The 16974-nt window shown below is 52.5% G+C and carries 13 protein-coding genes and 1 tRNA gene; 5 read left to right on the plus strand and 9 right to left on the minus strand.

Features of this window, described 5'->3' with window-relative positions; translation table 11 throughout:
* Positions 1-23: 23 nt before the first annotated feature.
* The 3 genes from iscR to HPY30_04750 all read right to left on the minus strand — a co-directional run bounded on the left by iscR (position 24) and on the right by HPY30_04750 (position 2475).
* Positions 24-518 (minus strand): Fe-S cluster assembly transcriptional regulator IscR, encoded by a 495-nt coding sequence (iscR, locus tag HPY30_04740; protein QYZ65352.1) that lies wholly within the window; start codon positions 516-518, stop codon positions 24-26.
* Between the two features lie 253 nt (positions 519-771).
* Complete coding sequence (cysE, locus tag HPY30_04745) at positions 772-1593, minus strand: serine O-acetyltransferase (protein ID QYZ65353.1); 822 nt, start codon at positions 1591-1593, stop codon at positions 772-774.
* A 156-nt stretch (positions 1594-1749) separates the two neighbouring features.
* The gene (locus tag HPY30_04750; protein QYZ67911.1) at positions 1750-2475 is read right to left on the minus strand and encodes an RNA methyltransferase; all 726 of its coding nucleotides are present in this window, start codon (positions 2473-2475) and stop codon (positions 1750-1752) included.
* 88 nt (positions 2476-2563) lie between these two features.
* On the opposite strand from HPY30_04750, the gene HPY30_04755 reads away from it, so the two are divergent.
* A complete protein-coding gene (locus tag HPY30_04755) occupies positions 2564-3361 on the plus strand; it encodes an inositol monophosphatase (GenBank protein ID QYZ65354.1) in 798 nt (265 codons plus the stop codon).
* A 124-nt stretch (positions 3362-3485) separates the two neighbouring features.
* A complete protein-coding gene (locus HPY30_04760; GenBank protein QYZ65355.1) occupies positions 3486-3728 on the plus strand; it encodes an integration host factor subunit beta in 243 nt (80 codons plus the stop codon).
* 131 nt (positions 3729-3859) lie between these two features.
* On the opposite strand, the gene secF is transcribed toward HPY30_04760, so the two are convergent.
* The 5 genes from secF to queA form a co-directional block, all read right to left on the minus strand.
* Complete coding sequence (secF, locus tag HPY30_04765) at positions 3860-4798, minus strand: protein translocase subunit SecF (protein ID QYZ65356.1); 939 nt, start codon at positions 4796-4798, stop codon at positions 3860-3862.
* 16 nt (positions 4799-4814) lie between these two features.
* Positions 4815-6668 carry a protein translocase subunit SecD gene (secD, locus tag HPY30_04770; protein QYZ65357.1) on the minus strand — a complete coding sequence of 618 codons (1854 nt, stop codon included), beginning with the start codon at positions 6666-6668 and terminating at the stop codon, positions 4815-4817.
* A gap of 75 nt (positions 6669-6743) precedes the next feature.
* Positions 6744-7070, minus strand: a complete 327-nt coding sequence (gene yajC / locus HPY30_04775) for a preprotein translocase subunit YajC (protein ID QYZ65358.1) — start codon at positions 7068-7070, stop codon at positions 6744-6746.
* Positions 7071-7351: 281 nt separating this feature from the next.
* Positions 7352-8452 (minus strand): tRNA guanosine(34) transglycosylase Tgt, encoded by a 1101-nt coding sequence (gene tgt, locus HPY30_04780; GenBank protein QYZ65359.1) that lies wholly within the window; start codon positions 8450-8452, stop codon positions 7352-7354.
* A gap of 297 nt (positions 8453-8749) precedes the next feature.
* Positions 8750-9790, minus strand: a complete 1041-nt coding sequence (queA, locus tag HPY30_04785) for a tRNA preQ1(34) S-adenosylmethionine ribosyltransferase-isomerase QueA (protein QYZ65360.1) — start codon at positions 9788-9790, stop codon at positions 8750-8752.
* Between the two features lie 296 nt (positions 9791-10086).
* Between queA and HPY30_04790 the strand changes: the two genes are divergently transcribed.
* The 3 genes from HPY30_04790 (at position 10087) to HPY30_04800 (ending at position 13850) form a co-directional block, all read left to right on the plus strand.
* On the plus strand, positions 10087-12297 hold the full coding sequence (locus HPY30_04790) for an EAL domain-containing protein (GenBank protein ID QYZ65361.1): 2211 nt from the start codon (positions 10087-10089) through the stop codon (positions 12295-12297).
* A gap of 64 nt (positions 12298-12361) precedes the next feature.
* A tRNA-Leu gene (locus tag HPY30_04795) sits at positions 12362-12448 on the plus strand.
* A gap of 205 nt (positions 12449-12653) precedes the next feature.
* A complete protein-coding gene (locus HPY30_04800) occupies positions 12654-13850 on the plus strand; it encodes a tyrosine-type recombinase/integrase (protein ID QYZ67912.1) in 1197 nt (398 codons plus the stop codon).
* Positions 13851-13907: 57 nt separating this feature from the next.
* Here HPY30_04800 and HPY30_04805 read toward each other — a convergent pair whose 3' ends face one another.
* Entirely contained in the window at positions 13908-16931 is a 3024-nt protein-coding gene (locus tag HPY30_04805; GenBank protein ID QYZ65362.1) for a DEAD/DEAH box helicase family protein, read from the minus strand.
* Positions 16932-16974: the final 43 nt, after the last annotated feature.

A 16974-nucleotide genomic window follows, 5' to 3' on the forward strand; every position in this document is an offset into this window, starting at 1 on the left:
TCCAAAAAATCCGCTAATTAGCTTCAGGCGTTGGCCCGTGGGGAAACCGAAGTCAGCTCTGTGATATCGATATCCGGCGTGTCCGGATGATCCTGCCGGGTCGAAACCTCTCGCACCGCCTGACGATCCATCAGATCCTGCAGGCTGATCTTATTGAGGTAGCTGTAGATCTGGTTACTGAGATCCTGCCAAAGATCATGGGTGAGACAGCGTTCATTATTCTGGCAGTTGTGGGCACCGTGGCAACGGGTGGTATCCATGTTCTCATCCACCGCAGTGATCACTTCGCCAATATGGATCTCGCCCGCTTCCCGACCCAGACTGTAACCACCACCGGGACCACGAACACTGGAGACCAGTGCTTTTTTACGCAGACGCGAGAAGAGTTGCTCAAGATAAGAGAGTGAGATCCCCTGGCGTTGAGCAATGTCTGCCAGGGTAATCGGCCCCTTGCCATAGTGCAGTGCCAAGTCCAACATGGCTGTTACCGCGTAGCGGCCTTTTGTGGTAAGCTTCACTTTATCGGCTCCAAGTATATCCTTGAGCGCTAATATACAATCCCTAGTAAATTAGTCAAGTATTCCCTCCCCGATTTTTCCAAGGTTTTAAACCCGAAGATTTCATGCATTTGCGCCGATAACGCGCAGGATATTGGTTTCACAAGGAAATATCCGAAGGAGTGGCGTATCAGTGATTTCGACCGACTGAGGATATATTTCTTGTGGAATCAGTAAACAAGCGAGATCAAGCATAATTCGTGAAAGACTCGGGTTAATCCTTGGAAGCCTCGTCACCATCCAGCTTCAGCAACTCTTCTGCAGTGGAAAAGATTTCGCAGGAATCGAGTTCAGGCAGTAATTCATCCGCATCTTCCAGCCCCATGCTCTTCAGCGCCTCGCACATGGACTCCATCTTTTTGTCCATCACATGCATATGATCGAGCATGCAATTGATAGCGTGGGCAACCGGATCCGGCGCATCCTTTGTGGCGCCATAGGCATCAAATCCAATCTTCTTGGCAATCGCCTCGCGATGACCATTGTCTTCGGTTTTTTCCGGACGGATCAGTCTGCCGGGCACACCAACTGCCGTAGCTCCGGGCGGTACATCTTTTACCACCACGGCATTTGAGCCGATGCGGGAACCTTCGCCGATTTCGATGGGGCCCAGCACCTTGGCGCCGGCACCCACCACCACGTTGTTGGCGAGGGTCGGATGGCGTTTGCCCTTCTGCCAGCTTGTCCCACCGAGTGTTACCCCATGATAGAGGGTGCAGTCATCGCCAATGACCGCAGTTTCACCGATCACCACACCCATACCGTGATCAATGAAGAAACGACGGCCAATCCGGGCACCAGGGTGGATCTCTATACCTGTCAGCAATCGGGCGATGTTGGAAAGCATCCTGGCCAGCCATTTCAGACCAATATTCCAGAGCCCATGGGAGGCCCGATGGAACAGAATCGCATGCACGCCAGGATAGGTAGTGATGATTTCGAACGTCGTCCGGGCGGCAGGATCACGCTCGAAGACGCTCTGAATATCCTCTCTCCACCTGGATTGGCTGGGGCTCTCTTTGGTTTCCTGCTGCACAATCTATACCCGACTGAATCAATCAAATATCAATGGAATAGTGACACGGGGGTGAGAGATTATCCATAATACCATGCGAAATACTAGGGTATTGTGTCCGCAGGAATTGGAATCTATGCAGAATGTGGTGTTATTGAGCGCAAGCCTCGACTTGGGTCAACGCCGCATCGACTTGCGTCCCTGGGCAGCACTCAGGATTCCCCGCAGGATATTAAGCTCATCAACATCCGGCCGGGCACGATGAAACAGGCCGCGCAACCTGCGCAACAGCTTGTCTGACTGACGGGGATTGGCAAAACCAATATCCTCCAGAGCCTGTGCCAGATGACCATGAAACCCCTCCATCATCTCCGCAGTAGCCACCTCTCGGAGAGGTTCCTGAGCCGTCTCCCGTCCTTCCAGCCAGGCAAGATAGATTTCATAGCTGAGCACCTGAACCGCAGCACCGAGATTCAATGAACTATAGGCGGAGTTGGTGGGAATATGGACCAGAAAATTGCAGCGGTCCAACTCCTCGTTAGTGAGTCCTGAGCTCTCCCGGCCGAAGACAAGGGCAACCTCGCCCACCGCACTCTCCTCGATAATCTTTGCCGCACAGGTCCGCGGATTCAACAGAGGCGAAGAGACAGTCCGCTCACGGGCACTGGTGCCTATTATCAGACGGCATCCCTTCAGTGCCTCGTCCAGGCTATCGCAGACCGGCGCCCGGGCAAGCAGGTCATCCGCCCCCGAGGCCCGGGCGGTCGCCTCTTCGCTCGGGAAATGCTTCGGTGACACCAGAACAAGCTGCTCCAGGCACATATTATTCATCGCCCGGGCCGCAGCGCCGATATTACCTGGGTGACTGGTCTCCACCAGCACGATTCGTACACGATTCAACATGGGCGCAAGGGTACCGCATGAACAACCCCAAGACCAAAACCGGTTTTCTGCTTTATCCGCCATGCCGCTTGCTGTATCTTTGCCGCCCATGAACCCAATGGTAACCATCGCTGTCCGTGCTGCACGTGACGCCGCCCGTGTGCTGATGCGCAATTACAATCGGCTCGATACCCTCAACGTCACCGACAAGGGGATGCACGATTATGTCAGCGAGGTGGACCGGGTAGCCGAACAGGCGATTATCGATGTTCTGCGGGACAAATACCCCAATCACGCCATACTGGGGGAAGAGAGTGGCAATCACCCTGGTGACGACTATCAGTGGGTCATAGATCCGCTGGACGGTACCACCAACTATCTGCACGGATTCCCCCAGTTCTCCATCTCCATCGCCCTGCGACACAAGGGCAGACTGGAAGTTGGCGTGATCTATGACCCACTGAATGAGGAGATGTTCACCACCAGCCGCGGTTCCGGCGTCCAGCTGAACGATCGGCGTTTGAGGGTCTCCAGCCGCAAGAGTCTGGATGGAGCGTTATTGGGAACCGGCCTGCCCTACCGTGATTTTCGTTTTACGGAAAACTATTTGGGCATGCTCAAGGATCTGATGGCTGACACTGCGGGGATACGCCGCCCCGGCTCAGCCGCGCTTGATTTCGCCTATGTGGCCGCCGGGAGGCTGGACGGATTCTGGGAACTCGGACTCGCCGAATGGGATTTTGCCGCAGGCGCCCTCATGGTACGCGAAGCCGGGGGGCTGGTTACCGATATCTCCGGCGGCGAGCGTCACTTTGAGACCGGGAATGTCATCGCCGGCAACATCAAGGTGCACAACGCCATATTGCGCCGTATCCTTCCCCACCTGGACGATAGACTTACCGCTTAATTCCTGACACGACGAATCCGCTTCACAGTTTTCCCCGTTTTGTCCTCCCCATCCTCAAGATTACTGCCCGCCTACCGTTACCGGAGATAACATCGGTAACAACTGTAAAAGCGGGACCTACCTAATGGCGAATAAGAACAATATCGACCAGGCACTCAGCGACCGGGCACTGGAAATGGTGATGAGGGATGTACTGGATGGGGTGCAGGACATCTCACTGCAGTCAGCGTTTACAGACAATCCCTACAATGTGGATATTATCTCTATCGAACGACCCGACAAGCAGGGTGACGATCAAGACAAAACCGGGATGAGCCGCAACAATGCAGAGGTCATCTATCCACCGGCATTCTGCAAAACCGCCTAGCCGACAGGCTCATCAATAAACCACCCGTGGCGAACGTAGGGTGCGCCGTGCGCACCGCGATTGCTGCTTATTCTGGTGCGCATAGCGCAACCTACATGACTATTCAGTTCAACCTTGATCCGACAACCGGATCAGAGGGTTTCCTCAACCTCGGCGCCCTCTTTTTCAACCGGCATCAGATCATCCTTGCTGATGCCCATCATGATGATCGCCGTACTCGCCACATAGATGGAAGAGTAGGTACCGATCACCACACCCACGATCAGGGCCAGAGCAAAACCGTGGATGATCTCGCCGCCAAAGATGAAGAGCGCGATCAATACCAGCAGGGTGGTCATGGAAGTGACCAAGGTACGGGTGAGGGTCTGGTTTAGCGAGGCATTGATGATCTCGGTCGCAGAGCCTTTGCGAATCTTACGGAAGTTCTCACGAATGCGATCAAATACGACGATGGTATCGTTCAGTGAATAGCCGATCACCGCCAACACAGCGGCCAGCACCGGCAGGTCGAACTCAACCTGGAACAGGGAGAAGATGCCGACAGTAAAGATCACATCATGTACCAGCGCAATAACCGCGCCTACAGCAAAACGATACTCAAACCGTATGCCCACATAGATCAGAATACCGATCAGTGCATAGAGCATAGCGAGACCACCATCTTCGGTCAGCTCATCACCGACCTGTGGCCCGACAAACTCAACCCGTCTCATATCAGCCTGACCATCCGCCAATTTGCTCATCGCCGCAAAAGCGCTGGTGCTGATCGCCGCACTGTCTGCGCCATCCTTGGGCGCTAACCGAACCAGCACGTCCCGGGATGTGCCAAAGTGCTGCACTGTTGCATCGGAAAAACCTTCCGCAGCCAACGCTTCACGAATCTTTGGCAATTCAACCGTTTCGTGATAACCCACCTCGACAAGGGTACCACCGGTAAAGTCGATACCCAGGTTCAGGCCACGCGCTACAATAGCGATCAGGGCAATCAGGATCACCACGCCGGAGAAGATCAGGGCCGTCTTACGTCGGTCCATGAAGTCGAAATTTATCGTCTTTTTGAAGATCTGCATAGTCAATCCGCCCTTATCAAACTGCCAGCTCTTTCACCCGTCTGCGACCGTAGATCAGATTGATCACTGCGCGGGTGCCGATGATGGCGGTAAACATGGAGGTCAGGATGCCGATAGCCAGGGTTACCGCGAAGCCCTTGATGGGACCGGTACCGAAGCTGAACAGCACCACCGCAGCTATCAGCGTGGTGATATTCGCATCGATGATGGTGGAGAACGCCTTCGCATAACCCGCCTGAATGCTGGCCTGTGGTGTATTGCCGTTACGGATCTCTTCACGGATACGCTCGAAGATCAGCACGTTGGCATCCACTGCCATGCCCACGGTCAACACGATACCGGCGATGCCCGGCAGGGTCAGTGTCGCCTGCAGCATGGAGAGAATAGCGACGATCAGTACCAGGTTCATGCTCAGGGCCAGATCAGCCACCAGACCAAAGACCCGGTAGTAGACGGCCATGAAAATCATTACCAGGGCCATGCCGATCATCACTGACATGAAACCCTGATCGATGTTGTCCTGACCCAGGCTGGGGCCGATAGTACGCTCTTCAACAATCTCAATGGGGGCAGCCAGTGCGCCTGCACGTAGCAACAGCGCCAAGTCGTGAGCCTCTTCCGGGGTATCGAGGCCGGTGGTCTGAAAACGGCTGCCGAAAGGTTCGAGGATATTGGCGATGCTGATCACCTCCTCCACCTTGGTTCTATGTTTCACCGGTTCGCCGTCCACCACACGGGTGACTACGCGGTTCTCGATAAAAACCACCGCCATCGGCTTGCTGACATTGTCATTGGTGACACGGCGCATGCGGTTGCCGCCGGGGCCGTCGAGGCGCACTGAAACCATCGGCTGACCGGAACGCTGATCGAAACCAGAGGATGCATCGATGATCTGGTTACCGGTGACGATCACCGACTTCTTCAGCAATACCGGCTGCCCGTTGCGCTCATGATAGAGTTTGGAGCCTGGCGGCACCCTGCCGTTAACGGCATCCTGCACGCTGTGTTCGGTATCGGCGAGGCGATACTCCAGGGTCGCGGTGGCACCGAGAATCTCTTTCAGCTTGGCAGGATCCTGGGCGCCGGGCAGTTGCACCACGATACGCCGCTCGCCCTGCTGTTGGATCAGCGGTTCCGCCACGCCCAATGCATTGACGCGGTTACGCAGGGTGGTGATGTTCTGTTCCAGGGCAAACTTCTGCACCGCGCGGCGCTCAGCGGGCTTAAGGGTAGCGCGCACATAGAAGTCACCCCCTTCATCCGACATATCGGTTGCCAGTGAGCGAAATTCACTGTGGATCAGCTGCTCAGCTTTGTCCCGCTTGGCCAGGTCGTTGAATTTGATAACGACCTTCTCCCCCTCTCGGGAGACCCGCAGGTAGCGGACCTTGTTCTTACGCAGCAGAGTTCTGATGTCACCGCTGTTACGCTCCACTGCCTGCTGCACCGCCGCTTCCATATCCACGTCGATCAACACATGGATACCACCACGCAGATCGAGACCAAGATACATTGGCTCTGCGCCAAATGAACGCAGCCAGTCAGGCAGATCCGGTGATAGCGTCAAAGCCTGGTTGTAGTCAGTGCCCAGCTCGTCCGCAATAGCCTCCTTCGCCTTCAACAGATCTTCGGAGTTAAGGAAACGCACCAGCAGTTTGGCGTTTTCGGATGAGATACCCTTCGCCTCGACGCCTGCCTTCTCCATTGCCTGGGTAATCCTGGCCATAGTGGTTTCATCCACCGAGGCGCGCCGGGTGCCGGAAATTTCCAAGGAGGGGTCCTGATCGTAGATATTCGGTAACGCAAAGAGCGCTCCGACGAGGACTACGATCACTACCAGAAGATTTTTCCAGAGAGGGTATTGGTTCATGGTGTTTTTCTTGCTGTTGCGCCAGCCAGACTGGCGCGGTTTCCATTATATTTTTTCAACTGACAATCCGGACGTTTACATGTCCTTCAGTGACCCCTTGGGCATCACGGATTCCACTGCTGCTCGGCGGAATTTGACCTCTACGCCCTCGGCAATCTCCACCGTGATGAAGTTGTCACCCATCTTGGTGATCTTGCCGACGATGCCACCGGCGGTGGCCACTTCATCACCTTTGCCCAGCGTCTCGACCATCTTCTTGTGCTCTTTCTGACGCTTCACCTGCGGGCGAATCATCAAAAAGTAGAGGACAACACCAAACAGTACCAGCGGCAACAGCCCGGTCAAGGCATCCGGCGAGGCGGCGGCCCCTTCAGCAAAGGCGTCGGAAATAAAAAAGCTCATAATCTGTACCCGATTTTTGAGAGATCAAAATCCAAACGGCGCCGGAAAGCATCCGACAGCCAAAATCAGCCGCCGATTATGCCACAGAAGGCCACAAGATACAGGCGGTGTTTTTTGTAAGCCTCTGAATGAATCGGTTATTGTCATTTCGACCGCAGGGAGAAATCTCATACCTCGATAGACAGATAAGTGCTTCGTTGCTGGAGATCTCTCCCTGCGGTCGAGATGACAGGGTTCTTTCAGAGGCTTCCTGGCGCTTGGTAACGCTACGCTGATGCTCTTCATCCACCGCTGCGCAGAGCATAAAAGTCGCTGACAAAACGCTCCAACTGCCCCGCTTCAATAGCATCCCGCAGATCCCGCATCAGCGTCTGATAGTAGAAGAGATTATGTATTGTATTCAGGCGGGCACCCAAAATCTCATTACATTTCTCCAGGTGGCGCAGGTAGGCACGACTATAATTTTTACAGGTATAACAGTCACATAAAGGATCCACGGGACCATTGTCATATTCGTGTACCGCATTACGAATCCGCACCACACCCTGATGCGTGAAGAGGTGGCCGTTGCGCGCATTCCGGGTCGGCATCACGCAGTCGAACATGTCTATCCCCCACCGTACCGCCTCCACGATATCCTCTGGCGTCCCCACACCCATTAGGTAATGGGGCTTATCCTGTGGCAATTTGTCGGAGAGAAAATCGAGCACCCGCCACCGATCTTCCGGCGGCTCTCCCACCGATAGCCCTCCGACTGCATATCCGTCAAACCCGATATCGGTCAAACCGTTGAGCGATGCCTCCCGCAGATGTTCGAATACCCCACCCTGCACGATGCCGAACAACGCCGAGGGGTTGTCGCCATGGGCAATACGGCTGCGCCCGGCCCAACGCAGAGAGAGTTCCATGGAGACCCTGGCCTCCTCTTCGGTGGCCGGATAGGGTGTACATTCATCGAAGATCATGACGATGTCAGAACCCAGCTCACGCTGAATCTGCATCGACTCCTCCGGACCCATAAAGACCTTGCTGCCGTTGACCGGCGAACGGAAAGCCACCCCCTTTTCGGTAATCTTCCTCATCTTGCCCAGGCTGAAAACCTGAAACCCACCGGAGTCGGTGAGAATGGGACCCTCCCAATGAGTGAAGTCGTGCAGATCACCATGGGCTCTGATGACATCGGTGCCCGGCCGCAACAAAAGATGAAACGTATTGCCGAGGATGATCTCAGCCCCCATTCCGGTCAACTCTTCGGGGGTCATCGCCTTGACGGTGCCATAGGTGCCGACAGGCATGAATGCAGGGGTCTCTACCGTACCTCGGGAAAAGGTGAGACGTCCGCGTCTGGCTGCTCCATCGGAGTGAAAGGTTTCAAACTGCATAATTTGTTAATTCAGTTGGGTTTCAAACGAAAAAATAGTGAAAATCTTTTTATTTCAAAAGGTAACGGGGGGTGATCTTTGTGGATTTCCACGCTGATCGTAGCCCTAAGCGATATTCGGCGCCAGAAAAGCAAGGGTTAACCCTAATATGACTTGACAAGTCGCCTCGTATATTAGAAAATGGCCATGTGCTAAATCTTACGAATTAGCACATTCCTCCATCCTCCTTTGGTGGAACTTTTAAGCGCGACACCCTGTCGCGCTTTTTTTTGCCTGAAAGCCACTGTAATCACTGGGTTATTCCTGCTGCATGAGCGACGGCGTGAGAAACATCGCATCCCCATAGCTGAAGAAACGGTAGCCTCTGGAAACTGCATGGCGATAGGCTGCCATCACGTGATCATAACCTGAGAAAGCGGAGACCAGCATCAGCAGAGTCGATTCCGGAAGGTGGAAATTGGTGAGCATCCCATCAACGCTGCGAAAATGGTAACCGGGACGGATAAAGAGCCTTGTATCGCCGCTAAAGGGCGCTATCTCCCCCGCTGCAGAGGCAGCTTCGAGACTACGTACGCTGGTGGTGCCCACAGCCACCACCCGTCCACCATTGGCGCGCGTCTCCCGCACCTTTTGGCACACTGTTTCATCCACTTCCACATACTCGCTGTGCATTGCGTGCTCGTCCAGATTGTCCACTCGCACCGGCTGGAATGTTCCGGCACCGACATGCAAGGTGACCTGTGCACTTTTCACCCCTCTTTCTCCCAGCTCATCCAGCATCTCAAGATCAAAATGGAGTCCTGCCGTGGGGGCGGCAACGGCACCAGGACGACGAGCATAAACGGTTTGATACCGCTCCCTGTCCAACGAACCATCCGAACGATCGATATAGGGCGGCAACGGCATATGCCCCTGCTCCTCCATCAGCTGAAAGAAATCGCCATCCTGCAAATCTATCTCAAACAGACTCTCCTGACGCCCAACTACCTCCACCTCTCTTTTCCGCTCCCCAAGATAGAGGCTGCTGCCCGCCTTCGGAGGTTTACTGGCACGCACATGGGCCAGCGCCCGGCCCGGCGCAAGTACCCGTTCGATAAGCAATTCGACTTTCCCGCCACTCTGCTTAAAACCGTGGAGCCGGGCCTGCATCACACGGGTATCATTGAATACTAGAAGATCACCCTTTCGCAACATCTGCGGCAGATCTGTAAACTGCTGGTCATTCAACTCACCGCTGGTACCGTCCAGGGTGAGCAGGCGACTGCCCCGCCGCTCTTTTTCAGGGAATTGGGCAATCAGCTCTGGAGGAAGATCATAGGAAAAATCGGATAGTTTCATGCGGGCGGATAATATCATGGCCCTGGCTGCCACAACATCCAGCAAAGTGCCTGCCGTCGGGAATCGCGAACATCTCTCAGCAACTCAGGCGTCTCTCAAACGAGGTGCACGTCAAGGTACAGACTCAGGTATCGACTATCCTTAGGTCAATGGAGTCTCTAAGCGAAACGAGTCGCATGACTGGCTAAACTTAGGCAAACTAAACCAGATAGTATGAAACGAAGCAGGCAAAGCCCTTTTTCGACCACCAACGCGAATTTGATCTGACTGAATCCACTGGAATAATTCGGGCCCAAATGTCAAACAGAGTCATTTCCATCAACACATATGCAACGATCTATATCGTTATCGCATTTATGTCACTCAGCTTTGTTGGGGGGCTGACCTACCTGAATATTCAGAAAATGGAATCTGAATTTCATAACAGCAGTATCACCATTGCAGAAAAAGAGATCGAGCAGGTTATCGCTTCCGTTACAGCTGATATACAGAAGCACGCAGTAGATTTGGCCGAATGGCATGAGGTTAGGCAGCAGTTACTGAACCCCGGTTTTTATAGTGATTGGCATGAGCGCAGTCTACGGAATACAGGTATTTTACCGGAGTATGTGCTTGACGCCTCGATCTACAACAGCGAGGGGAAAGTATTGGGAAAACTGGATACCTCGATATTACCGCAAACCATAAATATTGAGCGCATTGAACCCTTTTTCCGGATCGAGGAAGGGAAGCCTGGAATATTTATCGTTGCACCTGTCCGTGACCTCGAAAACCTGAAGACGATCGGTTATGTCGCCACTTTAAGCGATTTTCTAACCGGCTTTTATAGCCAAAGACACTTTAGTCAAATAGACCCGCAAACATTAACATTCATATCGTCAGGCCACGATTTTCTCCCGATTGCAGAAATAAAAAAGCATATCAAGTATACATTACGCAGTGATCCATACGCTGAAGAGTTGAAAAAGGTCATGCTACAAGCGGTGGGTTACCTCATTGTTGTCAGCATAATTCTAACGCTCCTGGTCTTCCCGCAAAGTGTCTGGTTTACCGGAAAATCAATTCGTCAACTCTCTCGCCATCTCGATTTTCTCAAACGGCACTCCGCCGAAAAAATTGCTGAAAACCTGGGTAAACATCTGCCCATTAAGGAACTGGATAAAGTCAGGCTTTCCCTGAATGACTATCACAATCAACTCAACAGTCTGAATACCAGTCTGGATGAAAAAAACAGAAAACTCTGGAGCCTCGCTCTTCACGACCCGCTTACCGGCGTAAAAAACAGACGGGCTTTTGACGAATACTGGAAAGAGGTGAACAAACTCTTCGATATCCGCCGCAACCCTATCTGTCTGGCCCTGTTTGATGTCAATCACTTCAAGGCCATCAACGACACATATGGACATCAGATCGGGGATGAGGTGCTTATAGCGATCAGCCGCTCCATACAGAAAGTGTTGCGAAAAAGAGAGTATCTGTTCCGTCTTGGGGGGGATGAGTTCGCTACCATCCTTTTCGACTGCACACCTGCCATCGCAATGCGCATTGCTGAGCGCTGTGAGGAGGCGATCGCCGACTACCCATTCCATGACTTCGGCATCAAAGAGCCTGTGAGAATCAGCATCGGTTTGGCCCTCACCGATAGCGAAACAGAAGAGGATTCACCTTTGACATCGATACAGTGGCAGGCCGATATCGCCATGTACACTGCCAAGCGTCCCGCCACATCCCATATCGCGGTTTTTTCGCCCGAAATGGCAGAAGAATCCAGCGGGCTTTTCTCAAACCTGACTCACAATGCTGTTTACGATGCAGTAACCCATGGCACTGGTTTGAATATGTTCTATCAACCCATCGTCAAACTCCAGGACGGCACCATTCAGTATTATGAGGCGCTACTCAGAATTTCTCATGGAAACAGATGGATACTTCCTTCGCACATCTTTCCTCTGATTGAGGCGCGTCGATTGGAAATCGACCTCGACCGGGTGGTAATCAATCGCGTTCTGGAGGATTTGGAGAACAATCGGATCCCCGCTGGAACCGGCATTTCCATAAACATTTCGGCACCAACTGCCATCAACCAATACCTGACCGAGTGGCTCAAAGACTTCCTACCCTATTTAAAGACACACAAGCTTGTGATTGAGATAACCGAGACGGCCTTGATCACGCAGCTAAAGACAGCGACGAAAAACCTGAACGCACTCAGAAAGATGGGATTCCAGATCGCGCTCGATGACTTTGGCAGTGGCTACTCCTCATTACGCTACCTTGCCACAATGCCGGTGGATATCGTGAAATTCGACATCTCGCTAACCCGGAATGTAGATAATGAAGCGCAAAACCGCATCATCCGTCATCTCGTACAGATGATTACTGAATCCGGCCACCAACTCGTGGCGGAAGGTATCGAAACCGATGAGATGTCGCAAAAACTTACTGGCCTGGGATTCATCTTTGGTCAGGGCTATCTTTTTGGCAAACCATCCCCACCAGAAGCTTGATCTGTATCTTCCAAATCAGGATCTTACAATTCGAGAAAATCATGTATACTTGCCGGCTTCCAGCGCCGGGGTGGTGGAATTGGTAGACACAGGGGATTCAAAATCCCCCGGCTTCACGGCCTTGACGGTTCGAGTCCGTCCCTCGGTACCAGATTCTTGTCCAAGAAAGTCCAGCAAAAGCCGCAAGACTCATTATAATCAATGACTTGCGGCTTTTTCTTTGCAACCTCAATCCATCCTGATCCCATCAAATCCTATTGAATCCAGCACTTTTTGTTGGTACTTTTGTTGGCATATTTACAAACCACACCAAGAAATCAGGATGACATATGGAAACCAACAAGCTGACCGATCTCATGGTCAGACGACTCAAACCCGGCCAAAAGACCTTTCGCGTATCCGACGGCAAGGGACTGTTCCTCCAGGTTGAACCCAGCGGCAGTAAATACTGGCGCATGGCCTACCGCTATCTTGACAAGCAGAAACAACTTGCCCTGGGTGTCTACCCAGAAATCACCATTGCTGAGGCAAGAAGACTACAAGAAGCAGCCAGGCAACAGCTTCGCGATGGCAAAGACCCCTCCCTAGAGCGAAAGCGTAAGAAGGCTCAGAAACTACAGGCCGCGTCCAACTCCTTTGAGGAACTGGCACTGGAATGGCACCAACAGCGCAAGGGGGACTGGGAACCGGCACACGCCGAGCGCATTCTCAACTGGATGAAACGAGACCTCTTCCCTGATCTCGGTCGGTGCCCAGTGACCGAGATCACCCCCGCTGATGTGCTGATGACGATTCGCAAGATCGAGAGTCGTGGCGCTCTGGATGTTGCCAAACGCCAAAGAGCCAGGGTCTCCGAGATCTATCGCTATGCCATACAGACAGGTCGCGCGGCCATCAATCCAGCAGCTGACCTGATCGGGGTTGTGAAATCCGAGCGGGTAAGGCACCGCCCTGCCCTAAGTCGCGAAGACCTTGGTCCATTTCTGCAGGAATTAGACAAATTTGAGCAGATCAAAGAATTGACCCGGCTGGCCCTCAAACTGCTGATATTCACCTTTGTCCGCCCGGGTGAATTACGTGGTGGAAAATGGTCGGAAATCGACTTTGAACGTAAAGAGTGGCGAATCCCCGCCGAACGCATGAAGATGAGGGCAGAGCACATCGTCCCACTGTCATCACAGGCTGAAGCCATTCTTGAACAACTCAAACCACTGGTGGGTAATTCTGATTACCTCTTCCCCAGTGATCGCAGCCGTAAGGCCCCCATGTCAGAGAATGCCCTCAGCTATGCGATGAAACGCATGGGTTATCAGGGCAGGGCAACACCCCACGGGTTCCGCGCCACGGCCTCAACCATTCTCAACGAGACCGGATTCAAACCTGATGTCATTGAACGCCAATTGGCGCATATCGAACGGAATAAAGTCCGGGCTGCCTATAACAGGGCTGAATATCTGCAGGATCGGCGTGAAATGATGGATTGGTGGGGAACGTTTGTCGAGGCGGCAGAAAATGGAACAACAGTAGTACCCATACGAAGCGTAGCCTCATGATGAGTAAACCCTGGTTGGTGATTTCTCAAACACGGAATTGATAAATTCATTTGCCTTTTACTGCACCAACTCCATCAACTTCCCATAACTATCAACCACATCATATTTCACCTGATCAGATGTAATTATTAAAAAGAATTTCCTGGCGCACTCGATCTTGCACTTTTCAATATCGCGCAGCTCCAGCGAGGACATTGAGCCCTTGGTCTCGGCGATGAAATAGATGTGTTTGACCTTTCCTGCTTCGAAAGCTACCGCCCAATCCGGGTTGTAATCACCTACGGGTGTAGGGATAAAGAAACTACGCGGCAGTTTTGCATAGACCACCACCTCTGAACTGATGTCCAGTTCTTCAACAAATTGACGTTCTATTTTAGAGTCAGTAAACACATAATCGTAGATATGGCGTTTGGCCTGAAACGCCTTGCTGAGATCATCTTTAGGCTTCTCCTGGGTAAAGATGTCCACATCATGCTGATCATTCATCGGGTTATAGCTGAGGTGCTGCACGATGACAGTAGCTTTCTGCTCATTGATCAACCTAGCAGCCTTGAGCATAAAGTCTTCTGGATTGATCCGATATTGACTGAAGGTTTTTGGGTGAATTTTCTGGAGAATAGTTGCAACAGTTTTTCGGGTCAGCAGGGTATCTTGTACCAACTTACCAACCAGATCGTATCTGACTGCCGCATGGATAGATGCCTTGTAGCTCTCAGTCTGACTCTCTTTAACCTGGAATGCTTGTCCCTGCTTTACGGAGTCGTAGGTTGCCGTATTTGTCTGCGTGCCGCTGATGATGGTGTACTGCAACGGACTCACTTTCAGTTCACGATCCAGTGTAACCACGCATTTATCGATCAATTCTCCGGTATCGAAATCAACAGCGTAGACGGCCTTTCTATTGACCCGACTCCAAAGCGCCTGGAACTCTTTTTTGTGGAAGTTGCTATTGAGCGGATTCGGCTTGGCCTTGCGTGCATCACCAATGGTGGGTAGCTGGGCATCACTGAAGATGCTGTCGATCAGCTGAAAAACCTGCTCGGCGTGCAGCAGCAACTCGCCCGGTAGTTCCGCTCGTTGTTCATCCCGCTTTGCATCGTGATAGGTCTGGGTGATTCGATCCTCATCGTCCGTGTAGTCATTCTTCAGCAGATAGCGGTAGATCTGTTTGGCCATCTGGGCCGTGACTTCCACATCGCCACCTGTTGTCTGTAGCACTTTACCGGTAAAGAATGACTCGTCGGCCACTCTTGGCCTCTCAGACAGGGTTGCACTGATGTCTTTTTGCAGAGCTGAGACAAAATCCTTGTAACTTTCGCTGGCCACCACGGTAAGTACATTGATCTGGTGGACTGTGGATGGCTGGTCTGATCTATCGCCGTGCTGATTCACCGAGAGGCGTAGTCCGCGTCCCACCTCCTGGCGGCGTGAGACTGTATTGTCACTGTGTTTCAGGGTGCAGATCACAAACACATTGGGGTTGTCCCAGCCTTCTCGCAGCGCAGAGTGAGAAAAGATAAAGCGCACCGGCTCATCAAACGACAGCAGCCGCTCCTTATCCTTCAGGATCAGGTCATAGGCATCCACATCATCGGTTTCGGTTGATCTGGCTTTCGTCTTTGGATCGACCAGATGTTTGGTTTTCTTGTCGATGGAGAAGTAACCATCGTGGGTGCTGTTGATGTCGATCTTCTTGAGATACCGATTGTAGGGCGTATCCTCCAGGGTCAAGGTCTCATTGAGCAGATGCTTGTACTCCTCTTCAAACATACTGGCATATTCACCACCGACCTCGCCCGTTTCATCATATTGGCGATACTTGGCTACCTCGTCGATAAAGAAGAGAGACAGCACCTTGATCCCCTGGTCGAACAGTTGCCGCTCTTTGTCGAAATGGGCCTTGATGGTTTCGCGGATCTGAATCCGTCGTTGGGTCGTCTCATTCACATCACCGGTAGCATCACCGGATTGCAGCTGCACGCCATTACTGAAGCTCAAGGTATCTTTCACGGCGTCGATGTCCGCCACCACAAAGCCTTTGTACTGTTCGAGCCCGTCTGACAACTCATAGAGATTGTCGTTGCGGCCCAGCTTGCGGGTTATTCGCTTGATACCGTTTTTCTGCCGAACCTCATATTCAACCCGCGCAACCGGTGGCTTGCTGGCAGAGATCTCGATCGATTCCAGGTAGAGGTAACTGTTGGTCGCTGTCAGCCCTTTGACATTAATCCCGCGCACCTCAATCTTCTTCACCAGCTTCTGGTTATAGGCATCCAGGGCATCAAGTCTGTGTATCCGGTTGTGCTCGGTCTTATGGGTGGCGGAGTAGCGCAGTATCATCAGCGGATTGAACTCCGCCAATGACGCCACGGTCTTCTTGCCCTCCATCTTCTGGGGCTCATCCAGGATCAGGATGGGACGGTTTTTCTGGATAACGTCGATGGGACGACGGGACTGAAAGTCATCCAGCTCCTCATAGATCCGCCGCTGATCCTTACCCCGTGCAGCGAAGGCCTGCACGTTGATGACCATTACATTGATACCGGAGTCTGACGAGAAGCTCTCCACATCATGCAACTGTTTGGAGTTGTAGATAAAAAACCGCGCCCGCTTGCCGTACTCTTCCAGAAAATGCTCGCCGGTAATCTCCAGGGATTTGTAGACTCCCTCACGGATAGCGATACTGGGTACCACGACAATAAACTTGCTCCAACCGTAGCGTTCATGAAGCTCGAACATGGTCTTGATGTAGCAGTAGGTCTTGCCGGTGCCGGTCTCCATCTCGATGTCGAGATTGACCGGACAGACCTTGCTGCTGACCAGGATATTGGAGAGGGGAACATTCTGGTGCTGCTGCACACTGCGAATATTCTCCAGCAACTGTGGCTGAGTCAGGGCAATGTCGCTGTTTCTGAAGCCTGTATCTCCGCTCACGCTGCCGATGTGCTCACCGACTTTAGCCTCGGCACCGGGATCGATTCGATAGGTCATCCCCGTGCTCTTGGGTTGCCCGGCGAAGCAGTTCACCACGGATTCTACGGCATTTGTTTGATAAGTTTGAACCTTAAATTTGAGTTTCATCAAACAGTTACCTTGTTTTTATTCTGCATTTATTCTGCAAAAC

The sequence above is a fragment of the Gammaproteobacteria bacterium (ex Lamellibrachia satsuma) genome, from assembly GCA_019623805.1.
Lineage (GTDB): Bacteria > Pseudomonadota > Gammaproteobacteria > Chromatiales > Chromatiaceae > QGON01.

Excerpts from the sequence above, each read along its gene's own strand:
- HPY30_04750 (QYZ67911.1), bottom strand. The coding sequence starts at position 2,475 with ATGTTGAATCGTGTACGAATCGTGCTGGTGGAGACCAGTCACCCAGGT.
- HPY30_04755 (QYZ65354.1), top strand. The coding sequence starts at position 2,564 with ATGAACCCAATGGTAACCATCGCTGTCCGTGCTGCACGTGACGCCGCC.
- HPY30_04760 (QYZ65355.1), top strand. The coding sequence starts at position 3,486 with ATGGCGAATAAGAACAATATCGACCAGGCACTCAGCGACCGGGCACTG.
- secF (QYZ65356.1), bottom strand. The coding sequence starts at position 4,798 with ATGCAGATCTTCAAAAAGACGATAAATTTCGACTTCATGGACCGACGT.
- secD (QYZ65357.1), bottom strand. The coding sequence starts at position 6,668 with ATGAACCAATACCCTCTCTGGAAAAATCTTCTGGTAGTGATCGTAGTC.
- yajC (QYZ65358.1), bottom strand. The coding sequence starts at position 7,070 with ATGAGCTTTTTTATTTCCGACGCCTTTGCTGAAGGGGCCGCCGCCTCG.
- tgt (QYZ65359.1), bottom strand. The coding sequence starts at position 8,452 with ATGCAGTTTGAAACCTTTCACTCCGATGGAGCAGCCAGACGCGGACGT.
- queA (QYZ65360.1), bottom strand. The coding sequence starts at position 9,790 with ATGAAACTATCCGATTTTTCCTATGATCTTCCTCCAGAGCTGATTGCC.
- HPY30_04790 (QYZ65361.1), top strand. The coding sequence starts at position 10,087 with ATGTCAAACAGAGTCATTTCCATCAACACATATGCAACGATCTATATC.
- HPY30_04800 (QYZ67912.1), top strand. The coding sequence starts at position 12,654 with ATGGTCAGACGACTCAAACCCGGCCAAAAGACCTTTCGCGTATCCGAC.
- HPY30_04805 (QYZ65362.1), bottom strand. The coding sequence starts at position 16,931 with ATGAAACTCAAATTTAAGGTTCAAACTTATCAAACAAATGCCGTAGAA.